Source organism: Kitasatospora albolonga (assembly GCA_002082585.1).
Taxonomy (GTDB): Bacteria; Actinomycetota; Actinomycetes; order Streptomycetales; family Streptomycetaceae; genus Streptomyces; species Streptomyces stephensoniae.
This window is the reverse complement of the sequence record CP020563.1, coordinates 1,135,564-1,158,775: the sequence shown is the minus strand read 5'-3', so window position 1 is coordinate 1,158,775 and position 23,212 is coordinate 1,135,564. Positions and strand designations below refer to the sequence as shown.

Below are 23,212 nucleotides of genomic sequence, written 5' to 3'. Positions count from 1 at the left end.
GCCGTTCCTGCGTATCCGAACCCATGGGAGCCAGCCCTGACGGGTGTTGAACGCTTCGACGATACAACCGGCGGCTTTCCGGCGCCCCAGGGTGGGTATTCCCTTGACGTGAGGGAGAGCGCAAGGGTGAAGATCGGACACACCCCGCAGTCTTTGTGATCTAGGGGTTTCAATCACCACCAGCCCAGGTAGGGTCAGGAAGCGTCCAGCTCCCCATGGAGGAGGTGAGGACCGTGGCAGCCCACGACGACGACATCAACCGCGGCATCCGGCCCGCACGAGGGTCAGAGGACCCGGCCGGCCAGGTTGCCTATCTCGAGCAGGAAATCGCCGTCCTGCGACGTAAGCTCGCCGACTCTCCGCGTCATACGAGGATTCTCGAAGAGCGGATCGTCGAGTTGCAGACGAATCTGGCAGGCGTGTCCGCACAGAACGAGCGGCTCGCCAACACGCTCCGTGAGGCGCGTGACCAGATCGTGGCCCTCAAGGAAGAGGTCGACCGGCTCGCACAGCCGCCGGCCGGTTTCGGAGTCTTCCTTCAGGCCAACGAGGACGGCACCTGCGACATCTTCACCGGGGGCCGCAAGCTCCGGGTGAACGTCAGTCCCAGCGTCGAGCTCGAGGACCTCCGGCGCGGCCAGGAGGTCATGCTCAACGAAGCGCTCAACGTGGTCGAGGCCATGGAGTTCGAGCGGGCCGGGGACATCGTCACCCTCAAGGAGATCCTTGAGGACGGCGAGCGGGCCCTGGTGGTCGGGCACACCGACGAGGAGAGGGTGGTGCGGCTCGCCGAGCCCCTGCTGGACATCACCATCCGCCCCGGCGACGCCCTGCTGCTGGACTCCCGGTCCGGCTACGTCTACGAGGTGGTCCCCAAGAGCGAGGTCGAGGAGCTCGTCCTCGAAGAGGTTCCGGACATCGACTACGACAAGATCGGCGGCCTGGGTGACCAGATCGAACTGATCCGCGACGCGGTCGAGCTCCCCTACCTTCACCCCGACCTCTTCAAGGAGCACGAACTGCGGCCGCCGAAGGGCATCCTGCTCTACGGCCCGCCCGGCTGCGGCAAGACGCTCATCGCCAAGGCCGTCGCCAATTCGCTCGCCAAGAAGGTCGCCGAGGTGACCGGGCAGCCCGCGGGGAAGAGCTACTTCCTCAATATCAAGGGCCCCGAGCTCCTCAACAAGTACGTCGGCGAGACCGAGCGGCACATCCGCCTGGTCTTCCAGCGTGCGCGGGAGAAGGCCAGCGAGGGCACCCCCGTCATCGTCTTCTTCGACGAGATGGAGTCCCTCTTCCGCACCCGCGGCAGCGGCGTCAGCTCGGACGTGGAGAACACCATCGTCCCGCAGCTGCTCGCCGAGATCGACGGTGTGGAGGGCCTGGAGAACGTCATCGTCATCGGCGCCTCCAACCGCGAGGACATGATCGACCCCGCCATCCTGCGGCCCGGCCGACTCGATGTGAAGATCAAGATCGAGCGTCCGGACGCCGAGGCGGCGAAGGACATCTTCGCGAAGTACCTGACCCCGTCGCTCCCGCTGCACGCGGACGATCTGGCCGAGCACGCCGGCTCCCGGCCGGCCGCCGCCCACGCCATGATCCAGTCCGTCGTGGAGCGGATGTACACGGAGTCCGAGGAGAACCGCTTCCTCGAGGTCACGTACGCCAACGGCGACAAGGAAGTCCTGTACTTCAAGGACTTCAACTCCGGCGCGATGATTCAGAACATCGTCGACCGGGCAAAGAAAATGGCCATCAAGGCATTCCTCGAACACCAGCAGAAGGGTCTGCGCGTCTCCCATCTCCTCCAGGCATGCGTGGATGAGTTCAAGGAGAACGAGGACCTGCCCAACACCACCAACCCGGACGACTGGGCCAGGATTTCCGGCAAGAAGGGCGAGCGGATCGTCTTCATCCGCACACTCGTCACCGGAAAGCAGGGCGCGGACACCGGACGCTCCATCGACACGGTGGCCAATACCGGCCAGTACCTGTAATACGCCGACCGGCTGCGGATGCCCGGAGGGGCATCCGCAGCCGGTTGTTTTCCCCCGTTCCGGCCATGCCGGAGCAATGTCGTAATTGATCTCCCCACCGGCGCAGAGGCGCTCTAGGCTCTGCGGTACCGCCGAGTCGCGCAGTGCGGTGACGGGCACCGCATACGCACCGGACAAACCGCGGTACTTGAGCGTCGCTCCCGGACGGGACCGACGCCGGGCAAGGAGGGCCGCATGACCGTACGGCGAGTAATGGGCATCGAGACGGAGTACGGGATCTCCGTCCCCGGCCACCCCAACGCCAATGCCATGCTCACCTCGTCCCAGATCGTCAACGCCTACGCGGCGGCGATGCACCGGGCGCGCCGCGCCCGCTGGGACTTCGAGGAGGAGAATCCGCTGCGCGACGCGCGAGGCTTCGACCTCGCCCGTGAGACCGCCGACTCCAGCCAGCTCACCGACGAGGACATCGGCCTGGCCAATGTGATCCTCACCAACGGTGCCCGGCTCTACGTCGACCACGCGCACCCCGAATACAGCTCACCGGAGATCACCAACCCGCTCGACGCGGTCCTCTGGGACAAGGCCGGCGAACGGATCATGGCCGAGGCCGCCGAGCGGGCCGCCGCCATCCCCGGTGCCCAGCCGATCCACCTCTACAAGAACAACACCGACAACAAGGGCGCCTCCTACGGGACGCACGAGAACTACCTGATGCAGCGGGAGACCCCGTTCTCGGACATCGTGCGCCATCTGACGCCGTTCTTCGTCTCCCGCCAGGTCGTCACCGGCGCGGGACGGGTCGGCATCGGCCAGGACGGCCAGGAGCACGGTTTCCAGATCAGCCAGCGCGCCGACTACTTCGAGGTCGAGGTCGGCCTGGAGACCACGCTCAAGCGCCCCATCATCAACACCCGGGACGAGCCCCACTCCGACGCGGAGAAGTACCGCCGGCTCCATGTGATCATCGGCGACGCCAACCTCTCGGAGATCTCGACCTACCTGAAGCTCGGCACCACGTCCCTGGTGCTGTCCATGATCGAGGACGCCTTCATCACCGTCGACCTCGCCGTCGACCAGCCCGTACGCACGCTGCACCAGGTCTCGCACGACCCGGACCTCAGGCAGCTGATCACGCTCCGCAACGGCCGGACACTCACCGCTGTCCAGCTCCAGATGGAGTACTTCGAGCTGGCCCGCAAGTACGTCGACGAGCGGTACGGCACCGACGCCGACGAGCAGACCAGGGACATCCTGACCCGCTGGGAGGACACGCTCAACCGGCTGGAGACCGACCCGATGAGCCTGTCCGGGGAGCTGGACTGGATCGCCAAGCGGGAGCTCATGGAGGGCTACCGCCGCCGCGACTCGCTGGACTGGGACGCCCCCCGGCTGCACCTGGTCGACCTCCAGTACGCCGACGTACGGCCCGACAAGGGGCTCTACAACCGGCTGGCGGCCCGTGGGCGGATGAAGCGGCTGCTGGACGAGGACGACGTCACCAGGGCCCGTACGAAGCCCCCGGAGGACACCAGGGCCTATTTCCGGGGCCGCTGCCTGGAGCAGTACGCCGACGACGTGGCGGCCGCCTCCTGGGACTCGGTCATCTTCGACCTGCCGGACCGCGACTCGCTCCAGCGGGTGCCCACCCTGGAGCCGCTGCGGGGCACCCGTGAGCACGTCAAGGACCTGCTCGACCGCTGTCGTACGGCGGAGGAGCTGGTCCGGACGCTGTCGGGCGGCTGAAAGGTGCCCGGGCTGGGAATCAATCACCTGAGGCCCGGGCGTTGAACAACTACCGGGCCAAATGTCGGACCTCGTGGGTAGGGTCTGATCAAGAGCTTCGATTGCTTCGAACCGAGCGGGGTGAGCTACATGGCGACCAAGGACACCGGCGGCGGACAGCAGAAGGCGACGCGTTCCACCGAGGAGGTCGAGGAGCAGGCGCAGGACGCGCAGGCGTCCGAGGATCTTGCGGAGCGCCAGGAGAAGCTGAGCGACGACGTCGACTCGGTGCTGGACGAGATCGACGACGTCCTCGAGGAGAACGCCGAGGACTTCGTGAGGTCCTTCGTCCAGAAGGGCGGACAGTAGTTCACGAGCGTGAACGCCCGGTAGCGTTTCCGGGCGACCGCGGTACCGGGGGAGACGGGGTGACGGCGCACGCCACGGGGTGCGCCGTCACCCCGCTCGCCAACCGGGGGAGCGCCCCCGGTTCGCGAGCGCGGGATCGGCACAGATCCCTCCGCCGAACATGTGGATCACCGCCCCCGGGCGGGTAGGGTCCGTGGCATACCTTGCTTCAACGGCAATTCGGCCATCGGCAAGTTGGGGGATGATCCTGACTCTCTTGCGCAGGGCCATCGCATACCTGGAGGGAAACGCGTGGAAGCCAACACTCGTAGCACCGGGCGTCTACCAGCTGCCTTCCTGACGCCGGGATCGTCCTCGTTCATGGACTTCCTGTCCGACCAGTCTCCCGAGATGCTCCCGGGCAACCGGAGCCTGCCGCCGCTCCAGGGGGCCATCGAGGCGCCGCACGGGACGACCATCGTCGCGGCGTCCTTCCCCGGCGGCGTGGTCCTGGCCGGTGACCGGCGCGCCACCATGGGCAACATGATCGCGTCGCGCGACATCGAGAAGGTCTTCCCGGCCGACGAGTACTCGGCGGTGGGCATCGCCGGCACCGCCGGACTGGCCGTGGAGATGGTCAAGCTGTTCCAGCTGGAGCTGGAGCACTTCGAGAAGGTCGAGGGCGCCCAGCTCTCCCTGGAGGGCAAGGCCAACCGGCTCTCCACCATGATCCGCTCCAACCTCGCCATGGCCATGCAGGGCCTGGCCGTGGTGCCGCTCTTCGCCGGGTACGACGTGGACCGGGAGAAGGGCCGCATCTTCTCCTACGACGTCACCGGCGGGCGCTCCGAGGAGACCGGCTACGCCGCCACCGGCTCCGGCTCGATCTTCGCCCGCAACGCGATGAAGAAGCTCTACCGCGAGGATCTGACGGAGGAGCAGGCCCTCACCCTCGTCGTGCAGGCGCTGTACGACGCCGCCGACGACGACTCGGCGACCGGCGGCCCGGACGTGGCCCGCCGGATCTACCCGATCGTCACCGTCATCACCGACGAAGGCTTCCGGAGGCTGAGCGACCAGGAGTCCTCCGACATCGCGCGCTCCATCCTGGAGCGCCGCCTGGAGCAGCCCGACGGCCCGCGCGCCGCGCTGCTCTGACCGGACTCCGAGCCTTTTCGAGATGCACTCGTCACTGACAGGAAGGGACGGATAGCCGGTGTCGACGCCGTTCTATGTCTCACCCCAGCAGGCCATGGCCGACCGGGCGGAGTACGCCCGCAAGGGCATCGCCCGTGGTCGCAGCCTCGTTGTGCTGCAGTACGCCGACGGCATTGTGTTCGTCGGCGAGAACCCGTCCCGCGCGCTGCACAAGTTCAGCGAGATCTATGACCGGATCGGCTTCGCCGCCGCCGGCAAGTACAACGAGTACGAGAACCTCCGCATCGGCGGCGTGCGCTACGCCGACCTCCGCGGATACACCTACGACCGTGACGATGTGACGGCCCGTGGGCTGGCCAACGTCTACGCCCAGACGCTCGGCACCATCTTCTCCAGCGCGGCCGAGAAGCCGTACGAGGTGGAGCTCGTCGTCGCCGAGGTCGGCACCGCCCCCGAGGGCGACCAGATCTACCGGCTGCCGCACGACGGTTCGATCGTGGACGAGCACGGCTCGGTCGCGGTCGGCGGCAACGCCGAGCAGATCAGCAGCTTCCTGGACCAGCGCCACCGCGACGGCATGACGCTCGCCGAGGCGCTCAAGCTGGCCGTCCAGGCGCTCTCCCGGGAGCCGGGCGGCGGGGAGCGGGAGATTCCCGCCGAGCGTCTCGAAGTCGCGGTGCTGGACCGTACGCGGCCCCAGCAGCGCAAGTTCAAGCGGATCGTCGGCCGCCAGCTGACCCGGCTGCTGGAGGCGGAAGCGGCGGCCGCCACCCCGACGGACGCCCCGTCCGACACCGAGGAGAACGGCGCGACCGGCACGGACACCGGCACCGGCAGCTCCTCCGCCTCCACCGAGGAGTAGACAGCACGTCCCTGATGTCCCCGGGCCCCGGCCCGGGGACATCCGTCATGCCGGGGACGCGGGCGGCGGCGCCGTGGAGCCACGGACGACCAGCCGCACCGGCAGGCTGCCCCCATCGGCTTCGCGGCCGTCCAGCACGGCGAGCAGCGCCGCCATGCCCCGCTCCCCGACCTGCTCGGCGGGCAGCTGCACGGTGGTCAGCTCCGGTTCGAGCGCGGTGGCCAGGGCGAGGTCGTCGAAGCCGGTGACCGAGAGGTCGTCCGGTACGCGCAGCCCCAGCCGTCGGGCCGCCTTGCAGGCACCGGCCGCCAGGATGTCGTCGTCGCAGACGAGCGCGGTGGGCCGCTCCCCGGCCACGGCCAGCGCCTGTTCGGCGGCTTCCCGCCCGGCCCGTACGTCGAGCGCAGCCCGTACCGTACGCACCGAGGCGCCCGGCACCGCGCCCACCGCCTCCCGCAGCGCCTCGGCCCGGACCGCGAACGTCCAGGTGTCGACGGCGGACGCCAGATGCACGAAACGGCGGTGGCCGAGGCCCAGGAGGTGGTCCGCCACCTGGCGCATGCCGTCGGCGATGTCCAGGTTCACCTGGGCCGCCGCGTCCGTACCGGCCGGGTCGCTGTCCAGCATCACGAGCGGCAGCTCCGCCCCGTGCAGGGCGCTCAGCGCGTCGGAGGCCATCGAGGAGGCGATCACCCCGTCCAGCGAGGCGCGGGCCGAGGCGAACGGGTCCCGGGCCGGGCCCGTGCCGTCCGGCGAGGGGTAGAGCACCACGCCGAAGTCGTGCTCGGCGGCGACGGCGGCGGCCCCGGTGTGGACGCGGGCGAAGAACTCGTTGGTGAGCGCCGGGACCACCAGCAGCGCGGTCCTGGTGCTGCCGAGCCGCAGACTGCGGGCGGCCAGATTGGGCCGGTAGCCGAGCTCCGCCGCGCACTCCCGGACCCGCTGAGCCGTGGCCTCGGACACCCGGCCCGGCCACTTCTCAGCCAGCACCAGCGAGACCGTCGCCTGCGAGACGCCCGCCGCGCGGGCCACGTCGCGACTGGTGGGCCGGGGCGGAGCGGGCTGGTGCGGGTCGGTCACTCGGGCCTCCGTGCGCGATGGTTCCTCGACGCCGCGAGGTGGACCCGCGGACTGCGCACATGGTACGTATGAACCTCGACGTTATACGTAAAACCTCGGGCGGTGCGGCCGTCCGGCGGAAGGGTGGCGGGAATGGCCGCGGGATATCTGGACATCCTCCGGGCGCGGCATGCCGCCCGGTTGCTGACGGGCACCCTGGTGGGGCGGCTGCCCAACGGCACCGCCCATATCGCGATCGTGCTGTTCACCCGCGCCGAGGGCGGCAGCTACACCCTGGCCGGTGCCCTGGCCGCCGCGTACGGGCTCGCCACCGCCGTGGGGCAGCCGCTGCTCGGCCGCGCCGTCGACCTGTACGGGCAGCCGCGCGTCCAGTTCCCGGCCGCCGTGCTCTCCGCGCTCGGCATGGCCCTGTTCGCCGTCGCCGGGCTCGGCTCGCTCCCACTGGCGTACGCCGCCGTGGTCCTCGCCGGAGTCGCCACCCCGCCCCTGGAGGGCGGGCTGCGGGCCCTGTGGCCCAGCGTGCTGAAGCGCGAGGACCAGGTGCACCGCGCGTACGCCATGGACGCCGTGGCGCAGGAGATCATGTTCACCGTCGGGCCCCTCCTGGTGACGCTCCTGGTCTCGCTCTGGTCCCCGGCCGCCGCCCTGCTCGTCATCAACGCCATCGGCGTCCTGGGCGCGCTGTCGGTCGTCCTGTCGGAGCCCTCGCGCGCCTGGCGCTCCGCACCCCGCGAGGCGCACTGGCTCGGCGCCCTGCGCTCGCCCGGACTCCTCGCCCTGCTCGGCGCGTTCTTCTTCGTCGGGCTCGCGCTCGGCTCCATCACGGTGGCCGGTGTGGCCTACGCGGACGACCACGGCCGGGAGTCGGTGTACGGCTGGCTGATGGCCGCGCTCGGCCTCGGCGCCCTCATCGGGGGCCTGGCCTACGGGGCACGGCAGTGGGCCGGTGCGCCCGAGCGGCGGCTGCGGGTCGTCGTCGGCCTCCTGGCACTCGGCTACCTGCCGCTGACGCTCACCCCCTCGGTACCCGTGATGGCCGCCCTCGCCGCCCTCGCCGGTGTCTTCCTCGCCCCGGCCATCGCCTGCTCGTTCCTCGTGGTGGACCGGCACGCCCCGCGCGGCACGGTGACCGAGGCGTTCTCCTGGCTCGTCACCACCTTCGGCGTCGGCGCGGCAGCCGGAACGGCCGTCGCCGGACCGGCCGTCGAGCTCGGCTCGACCGCCTGGAGCTTCGCGGTCGCGGGGGCCGGGGGAGTGGCCGCCCTGGTGGTCCTGCTGGCCACCGGGAAGGTCCTCGCGGCTCCCGTACGCACCCCTGACGTTGTGGCGGGATCGGAAAATGATCGAAACGGTGCTGTCGAACCCGGTTTCAGCACCGGCCGTAAGGCGTAATGTTCAGTCATGGACCGCCGCATTTTCGGGCTGGAGAACGAGTACGGCGTCACGTGCACGTTCAGGGGACAGCGCCGACTGTCACCTGACGAAGTGGCGCGCTACCTCTTCCGCCGTGTCGTGTCATGGGGCCGCAGCAGCAATGTCTTTCTGCGGAACGGCGCCCGCCTCTACCTCGACGTGGGATCGCATCCGGAATACGCAACCCCGGAATGCGACAACGTGACCGAACTGGTCACGCACGACAAGGCCGGCGAGCGCATTCTCGAGGGCCTGCTCGTCGACGCCGAACGCCGCCTGCACGAGGAGGGAATCGCGGGCGACGTCTATCTCTTCAAGAACAACACCGACTCGGCGGGAAACTCCTACGGGTGCCACGAGAACTACCTCGTGGCCCGGCACGGAGAATTCTCCCGGCTCGCGGACATCCTCATCCCCTTCCTCGTCACCCGTCAGCTCATCTGCGGGGCGGGCAAGGTGCTCCAGACCCCGCGCGGAGCCGTCTACTGCGTCAGCCAGCGCGCCGAGCACATCTGGGAGGGCGTCAGCTCTGCGACCACCCGCTCCCGGCCGATCATCAACACCCGCGACGAACCCCACGCCGACGCGGAGCGCTACCGCCGCCTCCACGTCATCGTCGGCGACTCGAACATGTCCGAGACGACCATGCTCCTCAAGGTCGGCGCCACCGACCTGGTGCTGCGCATGATCGAGGCGGGCACGGTGATGCGCGACCTGACCCTGGAGAACCCGATCCGGGCCATCCGCGAGGTCAGCCACGACCTCACCGGCCGGCGCAAGGTGCGCCTGGCCAGCGGCCGGGAGGCATCGGCCATCGAGGTTCAGCGGGAGTACTACGAGAAGGCCGTGGACTTCGTCGAGCGCCGGGGCATCCGCACCGGCACCGTCGACCAGGTCCTGGAGCTGTGGGGCCGTACGCTCGACGCCGTCGAGGCCGAGGACCTCGACCGGATCGACACCGAGATCGACTGGGTCATGAAGTACAAGCTCATCGAGCGGTACCGGGCCAAGCACAACATGACCATGTCGAACCCGCGGGTCGCCCAGATAGACCTCGCCTACCACGACATCCACCGCCGCCGCGGCCTCTTCTACCTGCTGGAGAGGAAGGGCCAGACCGCCCGCATCTGCAACGACCTGAAGATCTTCGAGGGCAAGTCCGTGCCCCCGCAGACCACCCGGGCGAGACTGCGCGGCGACTTCATCCGCAGGGCCCAGGAGCAGCGGCGGGACTTCACCGTCGACTGGGTCCACCTCAAGCTGAACGACCAGGCGCAGCGCACGGTGCTGTGCAAGGACCCCTTCCGCTCCGTGGACGAGCGGGTGGAGAAGCTCATCGCCGGGATGTGAGCCGGCCGGCCCGCCGGGGGCCGCTGTGCGCCGGAGCCGGACCGGCTCCGGCGCACAGCCGTGTCGGTACCACCGGTGCCACTGGGGCGAAGTCGTAGAGTGGAGGAACTGTCCGGACCCCCTACTCGCGAGTTGGACTGATGAACCCCACAAAGACTGCCCGGCGCGCCGCCGCGGCACTGGTCGTACCCGCTCTGCTCTTCACCGCCGCCTGCGGTGGGTCCGACTCCAAGGACACCGATGCGCAGAAGTCGGGGGCCGTCGCGAAGGTGTCCGGGAAGTTCGGCGCCGAGCCCAAGATCGACGTGCCCGACGACGCCAAGGCGTCCGACGACGTCGTGGTGAGCGAGGTCCTGGCGGGCAAGGGCGCCGAGGTCAAGAAGGGCGACACCGTACGTCTGGACTACGCCGGGAACATCGAGGCGCTCGGCTCCACCTGGGCCCAGCGCCCGGGGACCGACGCCAAGGCTCCGCGGACCCAGATCGTGCAGGAGATCGGCCAGGCGGGGGCGATGCTGCCGAGCAAGATCACCGACGCCCTGGCCGGGCAGAAGGTCGGCAGCCGCGTCCAGATCGAGGGCACCGCCCAGGGGATCGTCGGGGACCAGCTCAACCCGGACCTCGGGATCAAGCCCACCGACCCGCTGATCTGGGTCATCGACATCGTGAACGCCAAGAAGATCGACAAGAAGGCCGAGGCCAAGGGTGACCAGGCGGCCTCCGAGGCCGGTATGCCCGAGGTGAAGGCCCCGTCGCAGAAGGCCGCGACGATCACCATCCCGAAGGGCGAGAAGGCCCCGAAGGACCTCCAGCAGCAGGTGCTGATCAAGGGCGGCGGCGCCGAGGTCAAGGCCGGTGAGGGCCTCGTCGTCCAGTACACGGGCGTGAAGTGGGAGGACGGCAAGAAGTTCGACTCCTCCTGGGACAACAACGGCGCGACCGTCTTCCCGATCGGCGTCAACGCCGTCATCGAGGGCTGGGACAAGGCCCTGGTCGGCAAGAACGTCGGCGACCGCGTGCTGCTGACCATCCCGCCGAACCTGGCCTACGGCGCCAGCCCGACGAGCGAGCTGGCCAAGAACAACCTGGTCTTCGTCGTGGACATCCTCGACACGATCTGACCCGACTCGGCCCGACCCGGCACGACTCCGTACGGCCGTACTGTCCGGCATGGTCCGGGCCGACACCGTCCGACCGGTGACCCGGCCGTGCGAGACTTGCTCGGTTGTCCGCAAGATTCTTTACGTAGGAGCAATTCAGTGAGCATCGAGAAGCCCGAGATCGACTTCCCGGGCGGCGAGCCGCCGGCCGACCTGGAGATCAAGGACATCTGGGAGGGCGACGGCGCCGTCGCCAAGGCCGGCGACCGGGTCCAGGTCCACTACGTGGGCGTGGCCTTCTCCACCGGCGAGGAGTTCGACGCCTCCTGGAACCGCGGTACGCCGCTGGCCTTCCAGCTGGGTGTCGGTCAGGTCATCCCCGGCTGGGACCAGGGCGTGCAGGGCATGAAGGTCGGCGGCCGCCGCCAGCTGACCATCCCCGCGCACCTCGCGTACGGCGACCGCGGCGCCGGCAGCGCCATCGCCCCGGGCGAGACGCTGATCTTCGTCTGCGACCTGGTCTCGGTCTGATCCGTTCCGTTCCGGTCACGTGAGCCACGTGGTCTGTTCCGTTCCGGTCGTGTGAGCCATACGGTCCGGTCCGTTCCGGTCGCGTACGTTCCCGTTCCGGTCAGTAGTGAGGGCCCCCGCCACTCGGCGGGGGCCCTCACCGCTGTCCGGTCCCCGGGCCCGCTTTGGTCCGGACACCCCGGGGCGGTACGGTCGACGGTCGTAGAGCACATGGAGAAAGGGCGTCGATGGCGATTGCCAAGGCCGAGCGGCTGATGAACCTCGCGCTGTGTCTGCTGGGCACCCGGCGCCCGCTCAGCAAGCGTGAGCTCCGCGGCTCCATCGAGGCGTATCTCGAAGCGGGCTCCGACGACTCCTTCAACCGGATGTTCGAGCGCGACAAGGACGACCTCCGCGAACTCGGCCTCGTCATCGAGACCGTCGAGAACCTCGACGGCGACACCGGCTATCTGGCCCGCCGCGACAGCAACCGGCTGCCCCCCATCACCCTGGACGCCGAGGAGGCCGCCGCCCTCGGCCTCGCCGCCAAGGTCTGGCAGCAGGCCCGCCTCGCCGGGGCCGCCAGCGGCGCCCTCCAGAAGCTCCGCGCGGCCGGTATGCCCGAGGCCGAGGACGCCTACGAGGTGCACAGCGCCCTCGAACCCCGTATCCCCGTCCACGAGGCGGCCTTCGAGCCCCTGATGCTCGCCTGCCGCGACCGTCGCCCGGTCACCTTCGACTACCGCAAGGCCAACTCCGCCGCCCCCGTGCAGCGCCAGGTCGAACCCTGGACCCTCGAATGCTGGCGCGGCCACTGGTACCTCGCGGGCTGGGACCGGGGCCGCGGCGCCGAACGCGTCTTCCGGCTCTCCCGCATCACCGGCAAGGTCCGCTCCCGCGCCGGGGCCTTCACCGCCGAGGTGCCCGACGTCGTCACCGTCCGCGAGACCGTGGAGAGCTGGGCCGGTGAGACCGCCACCCGCACCGCCCGGATCAGGCTCCGCGCCGGGGCCGGATACCCGCTGCGCTCGCGGGCCATATCCGTCAAGGAGCGCGGCGACGGCTGGGACGAGCTGGAGATCCCGTACGGGCACGGTCTCGACGCCTGGCTCGTCGAGTTCGGGCCCGACGTCGTCGTGGAGGACCCCGCCGATCTGCGGGCCGATGTGGTGGACCGGCTGCGCGCCGTGGCCAAGGACTAAGGACATAGGGACCGCAGCGATGGCCACGAACGCGATCGACCAGACCCGCCGGATGCTCTCCCTGGTGACGTACCTGCGCGAGCGCCCCGGCGCCCACGTCCAGGACGTGGCACGGGCCTTCGGCATCACCGAGGACGAGCTGATCTCCGACCTCGATGTGCTGCCCATGTGCGGGACCAGCTTCCGGGGCGGCGACCTCCTCGACATCGACACCGACGGCGACCGGATCTGGTGGCACAACCCGGACGACGTGGCCGAGCCGCTGCGGCTCGCCGCCGACGAGGCCACCGCCCTGCTCGTCGCCGCCCGCGCCGTCGCGACCCTGCCCGGACTGCGCGAGAGCGACCGGGACGCCCTGCTCCGGGCCACCGCCAAGCTGGAGACGGCGGCCGGGGAGACCGGCGCGGCCAGCTCCCGGCTCTCGGTGACCTTCGAGTCCGAGGGCGGCGTCTTCGCCGACGTCGACCGGGCCATCTCCGAGCGCCGCCGCCTCTGGCTGCGCTACTACTCGCCCGCCCGCGACGAACTCACCGAGCGCGAGGTCGACCCGATCCGGCTCTTCGCCGTCGGCCACACCTACATGGAGGGCTGGTGCAGGCTCTCCGAGGCCCGCCGGACCTTCCGGCTCGACCGGGTCGCCGAGATCCGCCTCCTGGACGCCCCCGCCGCCCCGCCGGAACTGGAGCTGCGCGACCTCTCCGAAGGGCTCGTCCACCCCGCCGCCGAGGACCCCGAGGTCGTCATCGAGGTCACCACCGGCGGCCGGTGGGTCGCCGAGTACTACCCGCACGACAGCGCCGAGGAGCTGTCCGACGGCGGACTGCGCATCACCCTGCGCACCCCCGACCCGGCCTCGCTGCGCCGCCTCGCCCTGCGCCTCGGCGGCGAGGGCCGCATCGTCACCCCGCCCGAGCTGGCCGAGAGCGCCCGCACGGCCGCCCGCGAGGCGCTCGCCGCGTACGACGAGACGCTCTGAGCGGGCCGGGAGCGGAGACGAGATGCACCCGACGCACCTGACGCCCGTCGCCCCCACCGGCCCGGCCGTCCGCACCGGACCGCCCACCGGCACCGGGCCGTCGGCCGCGGGCTCCGGAACGGCCGCCGTCCGCACCGGACCCGTCCCGGTGCCCGTACCCGGCGCCGTACGGTTCCGGGCGGCCTGCCCCGACTGCCGCGGGCGCTTCGAGCTCGCGGCGGGAGCCCTGCGCCTGGCCATCGGCGCCACCAGCCGCACCACCTTCTACACCTTCACCTGCCCGGAGTGCTCCGCCCCGGTCCGCAAGCCCGCCGGGGAGCGCATCGTTGAACTGCTCACCGGCGGCGGCGTACGGACCCTGCGCCTGCACGCCGCCCCGTAGCACCCGTAGCTCCGCAGCCCCGTAGGAAGAGGCACCGCCGCATGTTCTGGCCCATGCTCGCCATCGCCCTGGGTTTCCTGGGGGTCGCCGTCCTCGGCGTACTCGGCATCAAGGTCTTCGTCGAGGCCCAGCGCCTCGGCCGCCAGGTCGCCACCACCACCGAGCGGATCAACCGGGCCTCCGAGGACCTCGAACGGGCGGCGACCCGCCTCGCGGCCACCGGCGACAGCCTGCGGTGACGCACCCCGGGGCCTGCTGCCCCGGAGTGACGGAGGGGTACGCTTCAAGGGTCGGCCCGGGAAGGAAGGGCGGGGGCCGCAATCGGGAGTACGCACGGGCATTGCCTCACGTTTACTCCCGGGGGTTACGATCGCTGGCAAGCGCAACGATCGGACACCTGCCCGGTCGAACGGGTAGCGAGCCCACCCACCAGCCGCCTCAGTGAGAAGGAAGTCGCACATGATCGGCAATCTGAAGCCCCTCGAGATCGTTCTGATCATCGCTGTCATCCTGCTGCTCTTCGGTGCCAAGAAGCTTCCCGACATGGCGCGCTCGCTCGGCAAGTCGGCCCGCATCCTCAAGAGCGAGGCCAAGGCGATGAAGAAGGACGACGCGGCGACCGCCACGCCCACGACGGAGACCGTCGCGGACCCGGCCCCTCCGCAGTCCACCACCGCCCGCACCATCCAGGCCGCCCCGGGAGACGTCACCAGCTCCCGCCCGGTCAACGAGCCCAAGCCCACCCAGAGCTGACCGCCGCACGCTCCGCCGACAGCCGCCGCACGAGACGAGGGAAGTGGGTTGCTCAAGTCTGCCCGCAAGCAGGAGAAGGACGCAGAGGGGCGGATGCCCCTCCTCGATCACCTGCGTGAGCTGCGTAACCGTCTGCTGAAGTCCGTGCTGGCGGTCGTGATCGCCATTGTCGCGTCCGCCTTCTTCTACCGGGAGATCTTCGAGTTCCTGATGAAGCCGATCCTCGACTCGGTCGGCTGCAAGAACGGCATGGACACGATGGTCAACGGCCGCCCCTGCGCGGAGATGACCACCAACGGTCTGCTCTCGCCCTTCACCATCGCGCTGAAGGTGTCCCTCATGGCGGGCGTCCTGCTCGCCACGCCCGTCTGGCTCTACCAGCTCTGGGCCTTCGTCGCCCCCGGGCTCCACCGGAAGGAGAAGCGGTACTCCCTGGCCTTCGTTGCCGCGGGCGTCCCGCTGTTCACCGCCGGGGCCTACCTCGCGTACGCGATCCTGCCGCAGACGGCCGAGATCATGCTCGGCTTCACCCCGCAGCATGTGACCAACCTGCTGCCGCTCGACGACTTCCTCGATCTGATCACCCGCATGGTGATCGTCTTCGGTCTCGCCTTCGAGCTGCCGCTGCTGCTCGTCGCCCTCAATATGACCGGGGTCCTCTCCGGCTCCCGCATGCTCAAGTGGTGGCGCGGCATGATCGTCGGCCTCACCGCCTTCGCCGCCATCGCCACCCCCGGCGGCGAGCCCCTCTCCATGCTGCTGCTGGCCGGACCGCTCGCGCTCCTCTACTTCATCGCCGTCGGCTTCTCCCTGCTCAACGACAAGCGCCGCAACCGCAGGAACCCCGACGCCGAGCTGAGCGACGACGAGGCATCGCACCTCGACCTGACCCCCGAACCGGTCGGCGGGGTCGAGCCGGTGACCGACCCGCGCAGGGCCCTGCCGGGTCAGGCGTCCGGCGAGAGCGACGGCTCCCGTTCGCACCGCCTCAACGGTTACGACGACATCACCTGAACTTGTAAGGTCCGGCGGGTGACCAGCGAGATCACCCTCTTCGTCAATCCCACCGCGGGACGCGGCCGGGGCGCGCACGCCGCGCAGCCGGCCGCTTCCGCGTTGCGGGACGCCGGATTCTCCGTCCGTACGGTCCTCGGGGAGGACGCCGGGGACGCGCTGCGCCGGGCCCGGGAGGCCGTGGCGGCGGGGACCGGGGCGCTGATAGCCGTGGGCGGGGACGGGCTGGCGTCCCTCGCCCTCCAGGCCGTCGCGGGGACGGGCACGCCGCTGGGCGTCGTCGCCGTCGGCACCGGCAACGACTTCGCCCGCGCGCTGGGCCTGCCGATCCGCGACCCGGCCGCCGCCGGAGCGCTGGCCGGGCGGGCGCTGAAGGAGGGGCGCCACCGGGACATCGACCTCGGGCGGGTCGGGGAGCGGTGGTTCGGGACGGTGCTCGCCTCCGGGTTCGACTCGCGGGTCAACGACCGGGGCAACCGGATGCGCCTCGTCGGCGGCCGGTTCAAGTACGACCTGGCGATCCTCGCCGAACTGGCCGCCTTCGCCCCGGTCCCGTACCGCATCCGGCTCGACGGGGGAGAGGCCAGGGAGATCGAGGCGACCCTCATCGCGGTGGGCAACGGCACCACGTACGGCGGGGGCATGCGGATCTGCGCCGACGCGGAGATGGACGACGGCCTCTTCGACGTGACCGTGGTGGGGGAGTGCTCCCGGACCACCCTCCTCAAGGTGTTCCCGAGGGTCTACAAGGGCACGCATCTGAGCCACCCCGCCGTCACCACGCACCGGGTCGCCTCGATCGAGCTGGCGGCGGCCGGTGTCACGGCGTACGCGGACGGCGAACCACTGGGCGCGCTGCCGCTCACCGCGACCTGTGTGCCGGGGGCGGTGCGGGTGCTGGCGGGGTGACGGATCAAGGGGATTTAAAGATCGGGCTGAGTGTCAGAGGTGGCGGGTAGGCTCGTAGCCAAGATGACAGAGGACCTCTCACCAGCTGAGCGATACCAGGCATCCCGCGCCCGCGCGGCCGAGATGGCGACGGCCCTCGGGCCCTTCCGGGAGATGTACGAATTCGGACTGGACCCGTTCCAGATCGAGGCATGCCAGGCCCTGGAAGCGGGCAAGGGGGTGCTGGTCGCGGCCCCGACGGGGTCGGGCAAGACGATCGTCGGCGAGTTCGCGGTGCACCTGGCCCTGGAGCAGGGCCGCAAATGCTTCTACACCACGCCGATCAAGGCGCTCTCCAACCAGAAGTTCGCCGACCTCGTCAAGCGGTACGGCACCGACAAGGTCGGCCTGCTGACCGGTGACAACAGCGTCAACTCCGAGGCACCCGTGGTCGTCATGACCACCGAGGTCCTGCGGAACATGCTGTACGCGGGCTCGCAGTCGCTCTCCGGCCTCGGCTATGTCGTCATGGACGAGGTCCACTACCTCTCCGACCGCTTCCGGGGCGCGGTGTGGGAGGAAGTGATCATCCACCTCCCGGAGTCGGTCACCCTGGTGTCCCTCTCGGCGACCGTCTCCAACGCGGAGGAGTTCGGCGACTGGCTGGACACCGTGCGCGGCGACACCGAGGTGATCGTCTCCGAGCACCGGCCGGTGCCGCTCTGGCAGCACGTCATGGCCGGACGCAAGATGTACGACCTCTTCGAGGAGGCCACCGACCACGGCGGCCGGGGCGCCGGACGCCGCGAGGTCAACCCCGACCTGGTCCGGCTCGCCCGGACGGAGAACCAGCAGGGGTACAACCCCCGCGACCGCCGCCGGGGCAAGATGGTCCGCGAGGCCGACCGCGAGCGCGAGCGGCGCCAGCGCAGCCGGATCTGGACGCCCGGCAGGCCCGAGGTCATCGAGCGGCTGGACAACGAGGGGCTGCTCCCCGCGATCACGTTCATCTTCAGCCGGGCCGGCTGCGAGGCCGCCGTACAGCAGTGTCTGTACGCCGGACTCCGGCTCAACGACGAGGACAAGCGTCGGCTGGTGCGCGAGATCGTCGAGGAGCGGACCGCCTCCATCCCCGGCGAGGACCTGCACGTCCTGGGGTACTACGAGTGGCTCGAAGGACTGGAGCGGGGCATCGCCGCGCACCACGCGGGCATGCTGCCGACGTTCAAGGAGGTCGTCGAGGAGCTGTTCGTACGGGGCCTGGTGAAGGCGGTCTTCGCCACCGAGACCCTCGCGCTCGGCATCAACATGCCCGCGCGCTCGGTGGTCCTGGAGAAGCTCGTCAAGTGGAACGGCGAGCAGCACGCCGACATCACCCCCGGCGAGTACACCCAGCTCACCGGCCGGGCCGGGCGGCGCGGCATCGACGTCGAGGGCCACGCGGTCGTCCTCTGGCAGCGCGGCATGGACCCGACGGCCCTGGCCGGGCTCGCGGGGACGCGTACGTATCCGCTGCGCTCCAGCTTCCGCCCCTCCTACAACATGGCCGTCAACCTGGTGCAGCAGTTCGGGCGGCACCGGTCGCGGGAGCTGCTGGAGACCTCGTTCGCCCAGTTCCAGGCCGACAAGTCGGTGGTCGGGATCTCGCGGCAGGTGCAGCGCAACGAGGAGGGGCTGGAGGGCTACAAGGAGGGCATGACCTGCCACCTCGGTGACTTCGAGGAGTACGCGCGCCTCCGGCGCGACCTCAAGGACCGGGAGACGGAGCTCGCCAAACAGGGCGCGGCACAGCGGCGCGCGGCGGCGGCCACCTCGCTGGAGAAGCTGAAGCCGGGCGATGTCATCCATGTGCCGACGGGGAAGTTCGCCGGGCTGGCCCTGGTGCTCGACCCCGGTCTGCCTGCCGGGCGGGCCAACGGACACCGTGGGTTCGACCACCACGACGGCCCGCGCCCGCTGGTGCTGACCGCCGAGCGGCAGGTCAAGCGGCTGGCCTCGATGGACTTCCCGGTGCCGGTGGAGGCGCTGGACCGGATGCGGGTCCCGAAGTCGTTCAACCCGCGCTCCCCGCAGTCCCGGCGCGATCTGGCCTCCGCGCTGCGGACGAAGGCCGGGCACATCGTGCCCGACCGGCACCGCAAGGGGCGGGCACCGGCTGCCGACGACCGCGAGATCGCCCGGCTGCGGGCCGAGCTGCGCGCCCACCCCTGCCACGGGTGCGACGAGCGTGAGGACCACGCGCGGTGGGCCGAGCGCTACCACCGGCTCCAGCGGGACACCCGGCAGCTGGAGAGCCGGATCAAGGGCCGCACCAACACGATCGCCCGGACCTTCGACCGGATCGTCGCGCTCCTGACCGAGCTGGACTACCTCCGGGGCAACGAGGTCACGGAGAACGGCCGACGGCTCGCCCGGCTCTACGGTGAGCTGGACCTGCTCGCCAGCGAGTGTCTGCGGGAGGGCGTGTGGGAGGGGCTCAACCCGGCCGAGCTGGCCGCGTGCGTCTCGGCGCTGGTGTACGAGGCGCGGCAGGCCGACGACGCGGTCGCGCCCAAGCTGCCGTCCGGTCCGGCGAAGCTCGCCATGGGCGAGATGGTGCGGATCTGGGGGCGGCTGGATGCCCTGGAGGAGGACTTCAAGATCAACCAGACGGAGGGGGTCGGGCAGCGCGAGCCCGATCTCGGCTTCGCCTGGGCGGTCTACATGTGGGCCTCCGGGCGCTCGCTGGACGAGGTGCTGCGCGAGGCGGAGATGCCGGCGGGGGACTTCGTCCGGTGGTGCAAGCAGGTGATCGACGTGCTGGGGCAGGTGGCCGCGGCGGCTCCTCGGGAGGGGAGTGGGGGGAGTTCTGTGGCGCGTAATGCTCGGAAGGCGGTTGATGCGGTGTTGCGGGGGGTTGTGGCGTACAGCTCTGTCGGCTGACGCGGGGGTGGGGCGCGGTGGGGAGTCCGGCTGGGTGCGGGTGAGCGTGCCGGGCTGGAGGTGTCCGGCTGGGGGCGGGTGGGCGGCGCCTGCGGCGGGCCTTCTCCCCGCCCCGCCCCTTCCCGAAACCGGGGCTCCGCCCCGGACCCCGCTCCTCAAACGCCGGAGGGGCTGGAAAGCAGGCTCCGGCGGGCTGAAAAGCGGGGTCGGGGTAGGTGGAAATCAGGTGCTGCGGCTTCTCATGGCCGCTCCGGCGCAGACCATGCCCAACAGCACCGTCAGTCCGCCGACGATGATGTTGTTGATCACCACTCCGGCGTCCGGGCTGCTCCCGACCACCCAGGTCGACACGATGATCCACGCACCGATCGCGCACATCGCCCAGCTCAGGCCGTACATGCGCTCGGGCATCGCGGTGAAGCCCAGTGCCAGTACCGCGATGGCGATACCCATCACGAGGTTGTGCGTCACCAGGGCGGGCTGGCTGGCCGTGAAGTGGAGCACCCACGGGGAGACGGCGCAGTAGAGGCCGACGAGGAACACCGGCGCGTCCACCAGGGCCACATCGCGGCCGCCCATCACCTTGTCGTACCGCGCGCGCATTTCGGAGGCGTCAGGGTGACCTGAGAGGTCGCCTCTGACGGTGCTCCTGGCGTCCGAGACGTTGCTCATGAGATTCGTCTCCTTCGGTCCGGCGGGCCCCGACGCCGTACGGAGTGTGCGCCAGGCACCCATATGTCTATTCTGCTCTTATTTAAGCCTTATGTGTAGTTTTGGGCGCCTCGTTGTCCAGGCATGGGCACGGGCATGGGCAGGGCATGGTCCAGCGGTCCGGAACGGCGAAGGGCGGTGTGCCGCGAGGTGTCGCGGCACACCGCCCCATCACGCCCTGGCGGTTACTTCGGGGGCATCAGGACCGAGTCCACGATGTAGACCGTGGCGTTGGCGGTCGGGACGTTGCCGCAGACGACCTTCGAGGAGTCGTTCACGGTGTACTCCGTGCCCGAACCGGCCGTCGTCAGCTTGCTCTTCTCCAGAGTGTCGAAGGAGCCCTTCTCCAGCTGCTGCGGCGTCAGCTTCTCGCCCACCACGTGGTAGGTGAGCACCTTGGTCAGCTCGGCCTTGTCCGCCAGCAGCGCGTCCAGGTCGGCCTTCGGGATCTTCGCGAACGCGTCGTTGGTCGGTGCGAACACGGTGATGTTCTCGGCGTTGTTCAGCGTGTCGACCAGACCGGCCTGCTGGACGGCGGCCACCAGCGTCGACAGCTCCTCATTGTTCGAGGCGGCCGTCGCGACCGGGTCCTTCGCCATGCCGTCGAACGAGCCCGCGCCTTCCTTCGGCACCGACGAACATGCCGGACCGAACGGCTCGTCCATGGTCATGGAGTCGTCGGCCGAGGCGCTCGTCGAGGCGGCGGCGCTGGGCGTCGAGCCTGCTGCCGCGTCCTTGGAGGAGTCGTCGGAGGAGCAGGCGGTCAGGGCCAGCGGAAGCACGGCGGCGGTGGCCACGGCGACGGCGGTGCGGCGGAAGCGGAGGGTCTTCATGGTGTTTCTCCTGGATCGAGATCGAAGGTGAACGGGGGGAAGAGGAGACGAGCGGTGTTTCGGGGAGAGGGAGCGGGGCGGAGCAGGAGGCTCCGGTACGGCGTGGTGGGCTCCGGCGTTCCCCGTACCGCGTCCGTCTCCCAGCCGCGGGAGACGGACGCGGTACGCGGGAGACGGACCCGGTGCCGGAGCCGGCCGTCCGACCAGGAGCCGCCTCGCTCCTGCGGCCGGTCCGGCGATCCCCGACCGGTGGCGGCGCACCGCACGGACGGCTCCCCGGCCGTCCGGGTGGCGCTGCCGCCGCCGACCGCATCGCAGACCGGAACCACCGGCGCGGCGGACCGCCGCCCCGCCCCGCCCACCGCGGTGACCGGCGCCGGCCGGTGCACGTGGGGCGCGGTGGACGAGGAGGCGGCGCACCGGGCACCGGGCCCGGCAGCCCGGTCGCCGGGCGCGGCGATCACGGCACGCGCCGGGCGGGACCGCCGGGGCCCGAGGGCCCCGTCCGTCCGCGAGGTGTTCCGATCTGCTCTCACACAAGGGATTCGGCGCGGGGCGTCCGGCGGATTGGTCGGACGGGGTCCTTCACTCGATCGAGTTAGTTCCGATCATCGACCAATCCTTCCGGCCACCTGCGACGAATGCAGTGCGAGGAGCGGTCCCAGCACTGCTCCGAACAGCGCAGGAGAACCGGAGGGAGCCGGCACATGGCAGGGGAGCGGCGGCGGACAGCCGTGGTGGGGAGCGGAGTGGCGGGACTGACCGCCGCCCACGTTCTGCGCGCAGCGCACGACGTCACGCTGTACGAGGCCGACGACCGCGTCGGCGGCCACGCCCATACGCATGAACTGGCCGCGTCCGACGGGCGGGTGCACCGCGTCGACTCGGGCTTCATCGTGCACAACCGGCGGACCTACCCCCACCTGTTGCGTCTCTTCGACGAACTGGGCGTCGCCACCCAGGAGTCGGAGATGTCGATGTCCGTACGGTGCGAAGGGTGCGGCCTGGAGTACGCCGGTGCCCGGGGGATCGCCGGGCTCCTCGCCCAGCCCCGGTCAGCGCTCCGGGGGCCGTATCTGCGGATGCTCGCCGAAGTGCCGCGCTTCCACCGCGCCGCACGGGCGCTCCTGGAACTGCCGGAGAGCCCGGCCACCGACATGACGCTGGGGGAGTTCGCCCGGCGCGGCCGCTTCTCCCCGTACTTCCACGCCCACTTCCTCACCCCCATGGTCTCCGCCGTCTGGTCCTGCGACCCGGTCACCGCCCTGCGCTACCCCGCCCGCTACCTCTTCGCGTTCCTGGCCCACCACGGCATGCTCACCATCGGCGGCTCCCCGGTCTGGCGGACCGTCACCGGCGGCTCGCGCGCGTACGTCGAGCGCGTCGTCAAACAGCTCACCGCCGTCCACACCGCGACCCCCGTCCGGGCCGTCACCCGCCACGCGGACGGCGTCGAGCTCACCACCGAGGACGGCACCACCACCCCGTACGACGCCGTCGTCATCGCCACCCACCCCGATCAGGCGCTCCGGCTGCTGGCCGACCCGACCGACGCCGAACGCGCCACGCTCGGCGCCTTCACGTACTCCCGCAACCCCACCCTCCTGCACACCGACACCACGCTGCTGCCCCGCAGCCGGGGCGCCAGGGCCTCCTGGAACTACCTGATGCCCTCCTGTGCCGCCGACGCCGACCACGTCACCGTCAGCTACGACATGAACCGGCTCCAGCGGCTCGACGCGCCCGAGACCTTCGTCGTCACGCTGAACGGCGCCGACCGGGTCGATGCCGATTCCGTACGGGCCCGGATGGTCTACGAACACCCCGTCTACACCCCGGAGTCCGTCGCCGCCCAGGCCGGACTGCCCGCCCTCTCCGGACCCGTCACCGCCTACGCGGGGGCGTACCACGGCTGGGGTTTCCACGAGGACGGGTGCCGGTCGGGGGCCGAGGCGGCGGCTGCCCTGGGGGTGACGTGGTGAGCG

At 70.4% G+C, this 23,212-nt stretch carries 21 protein-coding genes and 2 pseudogenes; 19 read left to right on the top strand and 4 right to left on the bottom strand.

Annotated elements, in window-relative coordinates:
• Positions 1-30: 30 nt before the first annotated feature.
• Positions 31-245: pseudogene (locus B7C62_04905) on the bottom strand (hypothetical protein).
• Here B7C62_04905 and B7C62_04900 point away from each other — a divergent pair.
• The 6 genes and pseudogenes from B7C62_04900 to B7C62_04875 all read left to right on the top strand — a co-directional run bounded on the left by B7C62_04900 (position 234) and on the right by B7C62_04875 (position 6,093).
• Positions 234-2,000, top strand: a complete 1,767-nt coding sequence (locus B7C62_04900; protein ARF71665.1) for a proteasome ATPase — start codon at positions 234-236, stop codon at positions 1,998-2,000. The pseudogene B7C62_04905 and the gene B7C62_04900 overlap by 12 nt on opposite strands.
• 234 nt (positions 2,001-2,234) lie before the next feature.
• Positions 2,235-3,746, top strand: a complete 1,512-nt coding sequence (locus B7C62_04895; GenBank protein ARF71664.1) for a proteasome accessory factor PafA2 — start codon at positions 2,235-2,237, stop codon at positions 3,744-3,746.
• A 129-nt stretch (positions 3,747-3,875) separates the two neighbouring features.
• The gene (locus tag B7C62_04890; GenBank protein ARF71663.1) at positions 3,876-4,094 is read left to right on the top strand and encodes a prokaryotic ubiquitin-like protein Pup; all 219 of its coding nucleotides are present in this window, start codon (positions 3,876-3,878) and stop codon (positions 4,092-4,094) included.
• Between the two features lie 153 nt (positions 4,095-4,247).
• Positions 4,248-4,434, top strand: a pseudogene (locus B7C62_04885) (recombination endonuclease VII).
• Positions 4,386-5,231, top strand: a complete 846-nt coding sequence (locus B7C62_04880) for a proteasome subunit beta (protein ID ARF71662.1) — start codon at positions 4,386-4,388, stop codon at positions 5,229-5,231. Before B7C62_04885 ends, B7C62_04880 begins: the two are co-directional and overlap by 49 nt.
• A gap of 58 nt (positions 5,232-5,289) precedes the next feature.
• Positions 5,290-6,093 carry a proteasome subunit alpha gene (locus tag B7C62_04875; GenBank protein ID ARF71661.1) on the top strand — a complete coding sequence of 268 codons (804 nt, stop codon included), beginning with the start codon at positions 5,290-5,292 and terminating at the stop codon, positions 6,091-6,093.
• Between the two features lie 45 nt (positions 6,094-6,138).
• Here B7C62_04875 and B7C62_04870 read toward each other — a convergent pair whose 3' ends face one another.
• Positions 6,139-7,173: a LacI family transcriptional regulator gene (locus tag B7C62_04870; protein ARF71660.1), complete on the bottom strand. Its 1,035-nt coding sequence runs from the start codon at positions 7,171-7,173 to the stop codon at positions 6,139-6,141.
• A gap of 132 nt (positions 7,174-7,305) precedes the next feature.
• On the opposite strand from B7C62_04870, the gene B7C62_04865 reads away from it, so the two are divergent.
• The 12 genes from B7C62_04865 (at position 7,306) to B7C62_04810 (ending at position 19,683) form a co-directional block, all read left to right on the top strand.
• Positions 7,306-8,565 (top strand): MFS transporter, encoded by a 1,260-nt coding sequence (locus tag B7C62_04865; protein ID ARF71659.1) that lies wholly within the window; start codon positions 7,306-7,308, stop codon positions 8,563-8,565.
• A gap of 9 nt (positions 8,566-8,574) precedes the next feature.
• Entirely contained in the window at positions 8,575-9,936 is a 1,362-nt protein-coding gene (locus B7C62_04860; GenBank protein ID ARF71658.1) for a Pup--protein ligase, read from the top strand.
• A gap of 140 nt (positions 9,937-10,076) precedes the next feature.
• A complete protein-coding gene (locus tag B7C62_04855; GenBank protein ID ARF71657.1) occupies positions 10,077-11,057 on the top strand; it encodes a peptidylprolyl isomerase in 981 nt (326 codons plus the stop codon).
• 138 nt (positions 11,058-11,195) lie between these two features.
• Positions 11,196-11,567 (top strand): peptidylprolyl isomerase, encoded by a 372-nt coding sequence (locus tag B7C62_04850; protein ARF71656.1) that lies wholly within the window; start codon positions 11,196-11,198, stop codon positions 11,565-11,567.
• Positions 11,568-11,794: 227 nt separating this feature from the next.
• The gene (locus B7C62_04845) at positions 11,795-12,748 is read left to right on the top strand and encodes a WYL domain-containing protein (GenBank protein ID ARF71655.1); all 954 of its coding nucleotides are present in this window, start codon (positions 11,795-11,797) and stop codon (positions 12,746-12,748) included.
• Between the two features lie 19 nt (positions 12,749-12,767).
• Positions 12,768-13,724 (top strand): WYL domain-containing protein, encoded by a 957-nt coding sequence (locus B7C62_04840; GenBank protein ID ARF71654.1) that lies wholly within the window; start codon positions 12,768-12,770, stop codon positions 13,722-13,724.
• A 148-nt stretch (positions 13,725-13,872) separates the two neighbouring features.
• Positions 13,873-14,106: a hypothetical protein gene (locus B7C62_04835; GenBank protein ARF76992.1), complete on the top strand. Its 234-nt coding sequence runs from the start codon at positions 13,873-13,875 to the stop codon at positions 14,104-14,106.
• Between the two features lie 41 nt (positions 14,107-14,147).
• A complete protein-coding gene (locus B7C62_04830) occupies positions 14,148-14,345 on the top strand; it encodes a hypothetical protein (GenBank protein ARF71653.1) in 198 nt (65 codons plus the stop codon).
• 220 nt (positions 14,346-14,565) lie between these two features.
• Entirely contained in the window at positions 14,566-14,859 is a 294-nt protein-coding gene (locus B7C62_04825) for a Sec-independent protein translocase TatA (GenBank protein ID ARF71652.1), read from the top strand.
• Positions 14,860-14,907: 48 nt separating this feature from the next.
• Positions 14,908-15,873 carry a twin arginine-targeting protein translocase TatC gene (locus B7C62_04820; protein ID ARF71651.1) on the top strand — a complete coding sequence of 322 codons (966 nt, stop codon included), beginning with the start codon at positions 14,908-14,910 and terminating at the stop codon, positions 15,871-15,873.
• A gap of 18 nt (positions 15,874-15,891) precedes the next feature.
• Positions 15,892-16,782, top strand: coding sequence for a sphingosine kinase (locus tag B7C62_04815; GenBank protein ARF71650.1), 891 nt, complete (start codon positions 15,892-15,894; stop codon positions 16,780-16,782).
• 63 nt (positions 16,783-16,845) lie between these two features.
• Positions 16,846-19,683, top strand: a complete 2,838-nt coding sequence (locus B7C62_04810; GenBank protein ARF71649.1) for an RNA helicase — start codon at positions 16,846-16,848, stop codon at positions 19,681-19,683.
• A gap of 222 nt (positions 19,684-19,905) precedes the next feature.
• On the opposite strand, the gene B7C62_04805 is transcribed toward B7C62_04810, so the two are convergent.
• Both B7C62_04805 and B7C62_04800 read right to left on the bottom strand, forming a co-directional pair.
• Positions 19,906-20,355 (bottom strand): hypothetical protein, encoded by a 450-nt coding sequence (locus tag B7C62_04805; protein ARF71648.1) that lies wholly within the window; start codon positions 20,353-20,355, stop codon positions 19,906-19,908.
• A gap of 224 nt (positions 20,356-20,579) precedes the next feature.
• Complete coding sequence (locus tag B7C62_04800) at positions 20,580-21,227, bottom strand: fasciclin (GenBank protein ID ARF71647.1); 648 nt, start codon at positions 21,225-21,227, stop codon at positions 20,580-20,582.
• A gap of 707 nt (positions 21,228-21,934) precedes the next feature.
• On the opposite strand from B7C62_04800, the gene B7C62_04795 reads away from it, so the two are divergent.
• Positions 21,935-23,209, top strand: coding sequence for an amine oxidase (locus tag B7C62_04795; protein ARF71646.1), 1,275 nt, complete (start codon positions 21,935-21,937; stop codon positions 23,207-23,209).
• The last annotated feature ends 3 nt before the right edge of the window (positions 23,210-23,212 follow it).

Bases quoted from the DNA above. Each gene is read 5' to 3' on its own strand.
- B7C62_04795 (ARF71646.1), top strand. From the start codon at position 21,935: ATGGCAGGGGAGCGGCGGCGGACAGCCGTGGTGGGGAGCGGAGTGGCG.
- B7C62_04810 (ARF71649.1), top strand. From the start codon at position 16,846: ATGACAGAGGACCTCTCACCAGCTGAGCGATACCAGGCATCCCGCGCC.
- B7C62_04845 (ARF71655.1), top strand. From the start codon at position 11,795: ATGGCGATTGCCAAGGCCGAGCGGCTGATGAACCTCGCGCTGTGTCTG.
- B7C62_04825 (ARF71652.1), top strand. From the start codon at position 14,566: ATGATCGGCAATCTGAAGCCCCTCGAGATCGTTCTGATCATCGCTGTC.
- B7C62_04865 (ARF71659.1), top strand. From the start codon at position 7,306: ATGGCCGCGGGATATCTGGACATCCTCCGGGCGCGGCATGCCGCCCGG.
- B7C62_04800 (ARF71647.1), bottom strand. From the start codon at position 21,227: ATGAAGACCCTCCGCTTCCGCCGCACCGCCGTCGCCGTGGCCACCGCC.
- B7C62_04805 (ARF71648.1), bottom strand. From the start codon at position 20,355: ATGAGCAACGTCTCGGACGCCAGGAGCACCGTCAGAGGCGACCTCTCA.
- B7C62_04830 (ARF71653.1), top strand. From the start codon at position 14,148: ATGTTCTGGCCCATGCTCGCCATCGCCCTGGGTTTCCTGGGGGTCGCC.
- B7C62_04860 (ARF71658.1), top strand. From the start codon at position 8,575: ATGGACCGCCGCATTTTCGGGCTGGAGAACGAGTACGGCGTCACGTGC.
- B7C62_04855 (ARF71657.1), top strand. From the start codon at position 10,077: ATGAACCCCACAAAGACTGCCCGGCGCGCCGCCGCGGCACTGGTCGTA.
- B7C62_04895 (ARF71664.1), top strand. From the start codon at position 2,235: ATGACCGTACGGCGAGTAATGGGCATCGAGACGGAGTACGGGATCTCC.
- B7C62_04890 (ARF71663.1), top strand. From the start codon at position 3,876: ATGGCGACCAAGGACACCGGCGGCGGACAGCAGAAGGCGACGCGTTCC.
- B7C62_04840 (ARF71654.1), top strand. From the start codon at position 12,768: ATGGCCACGAACGCGATCGACCAGACCCGCCGGATGCTCTCCCTGGTG.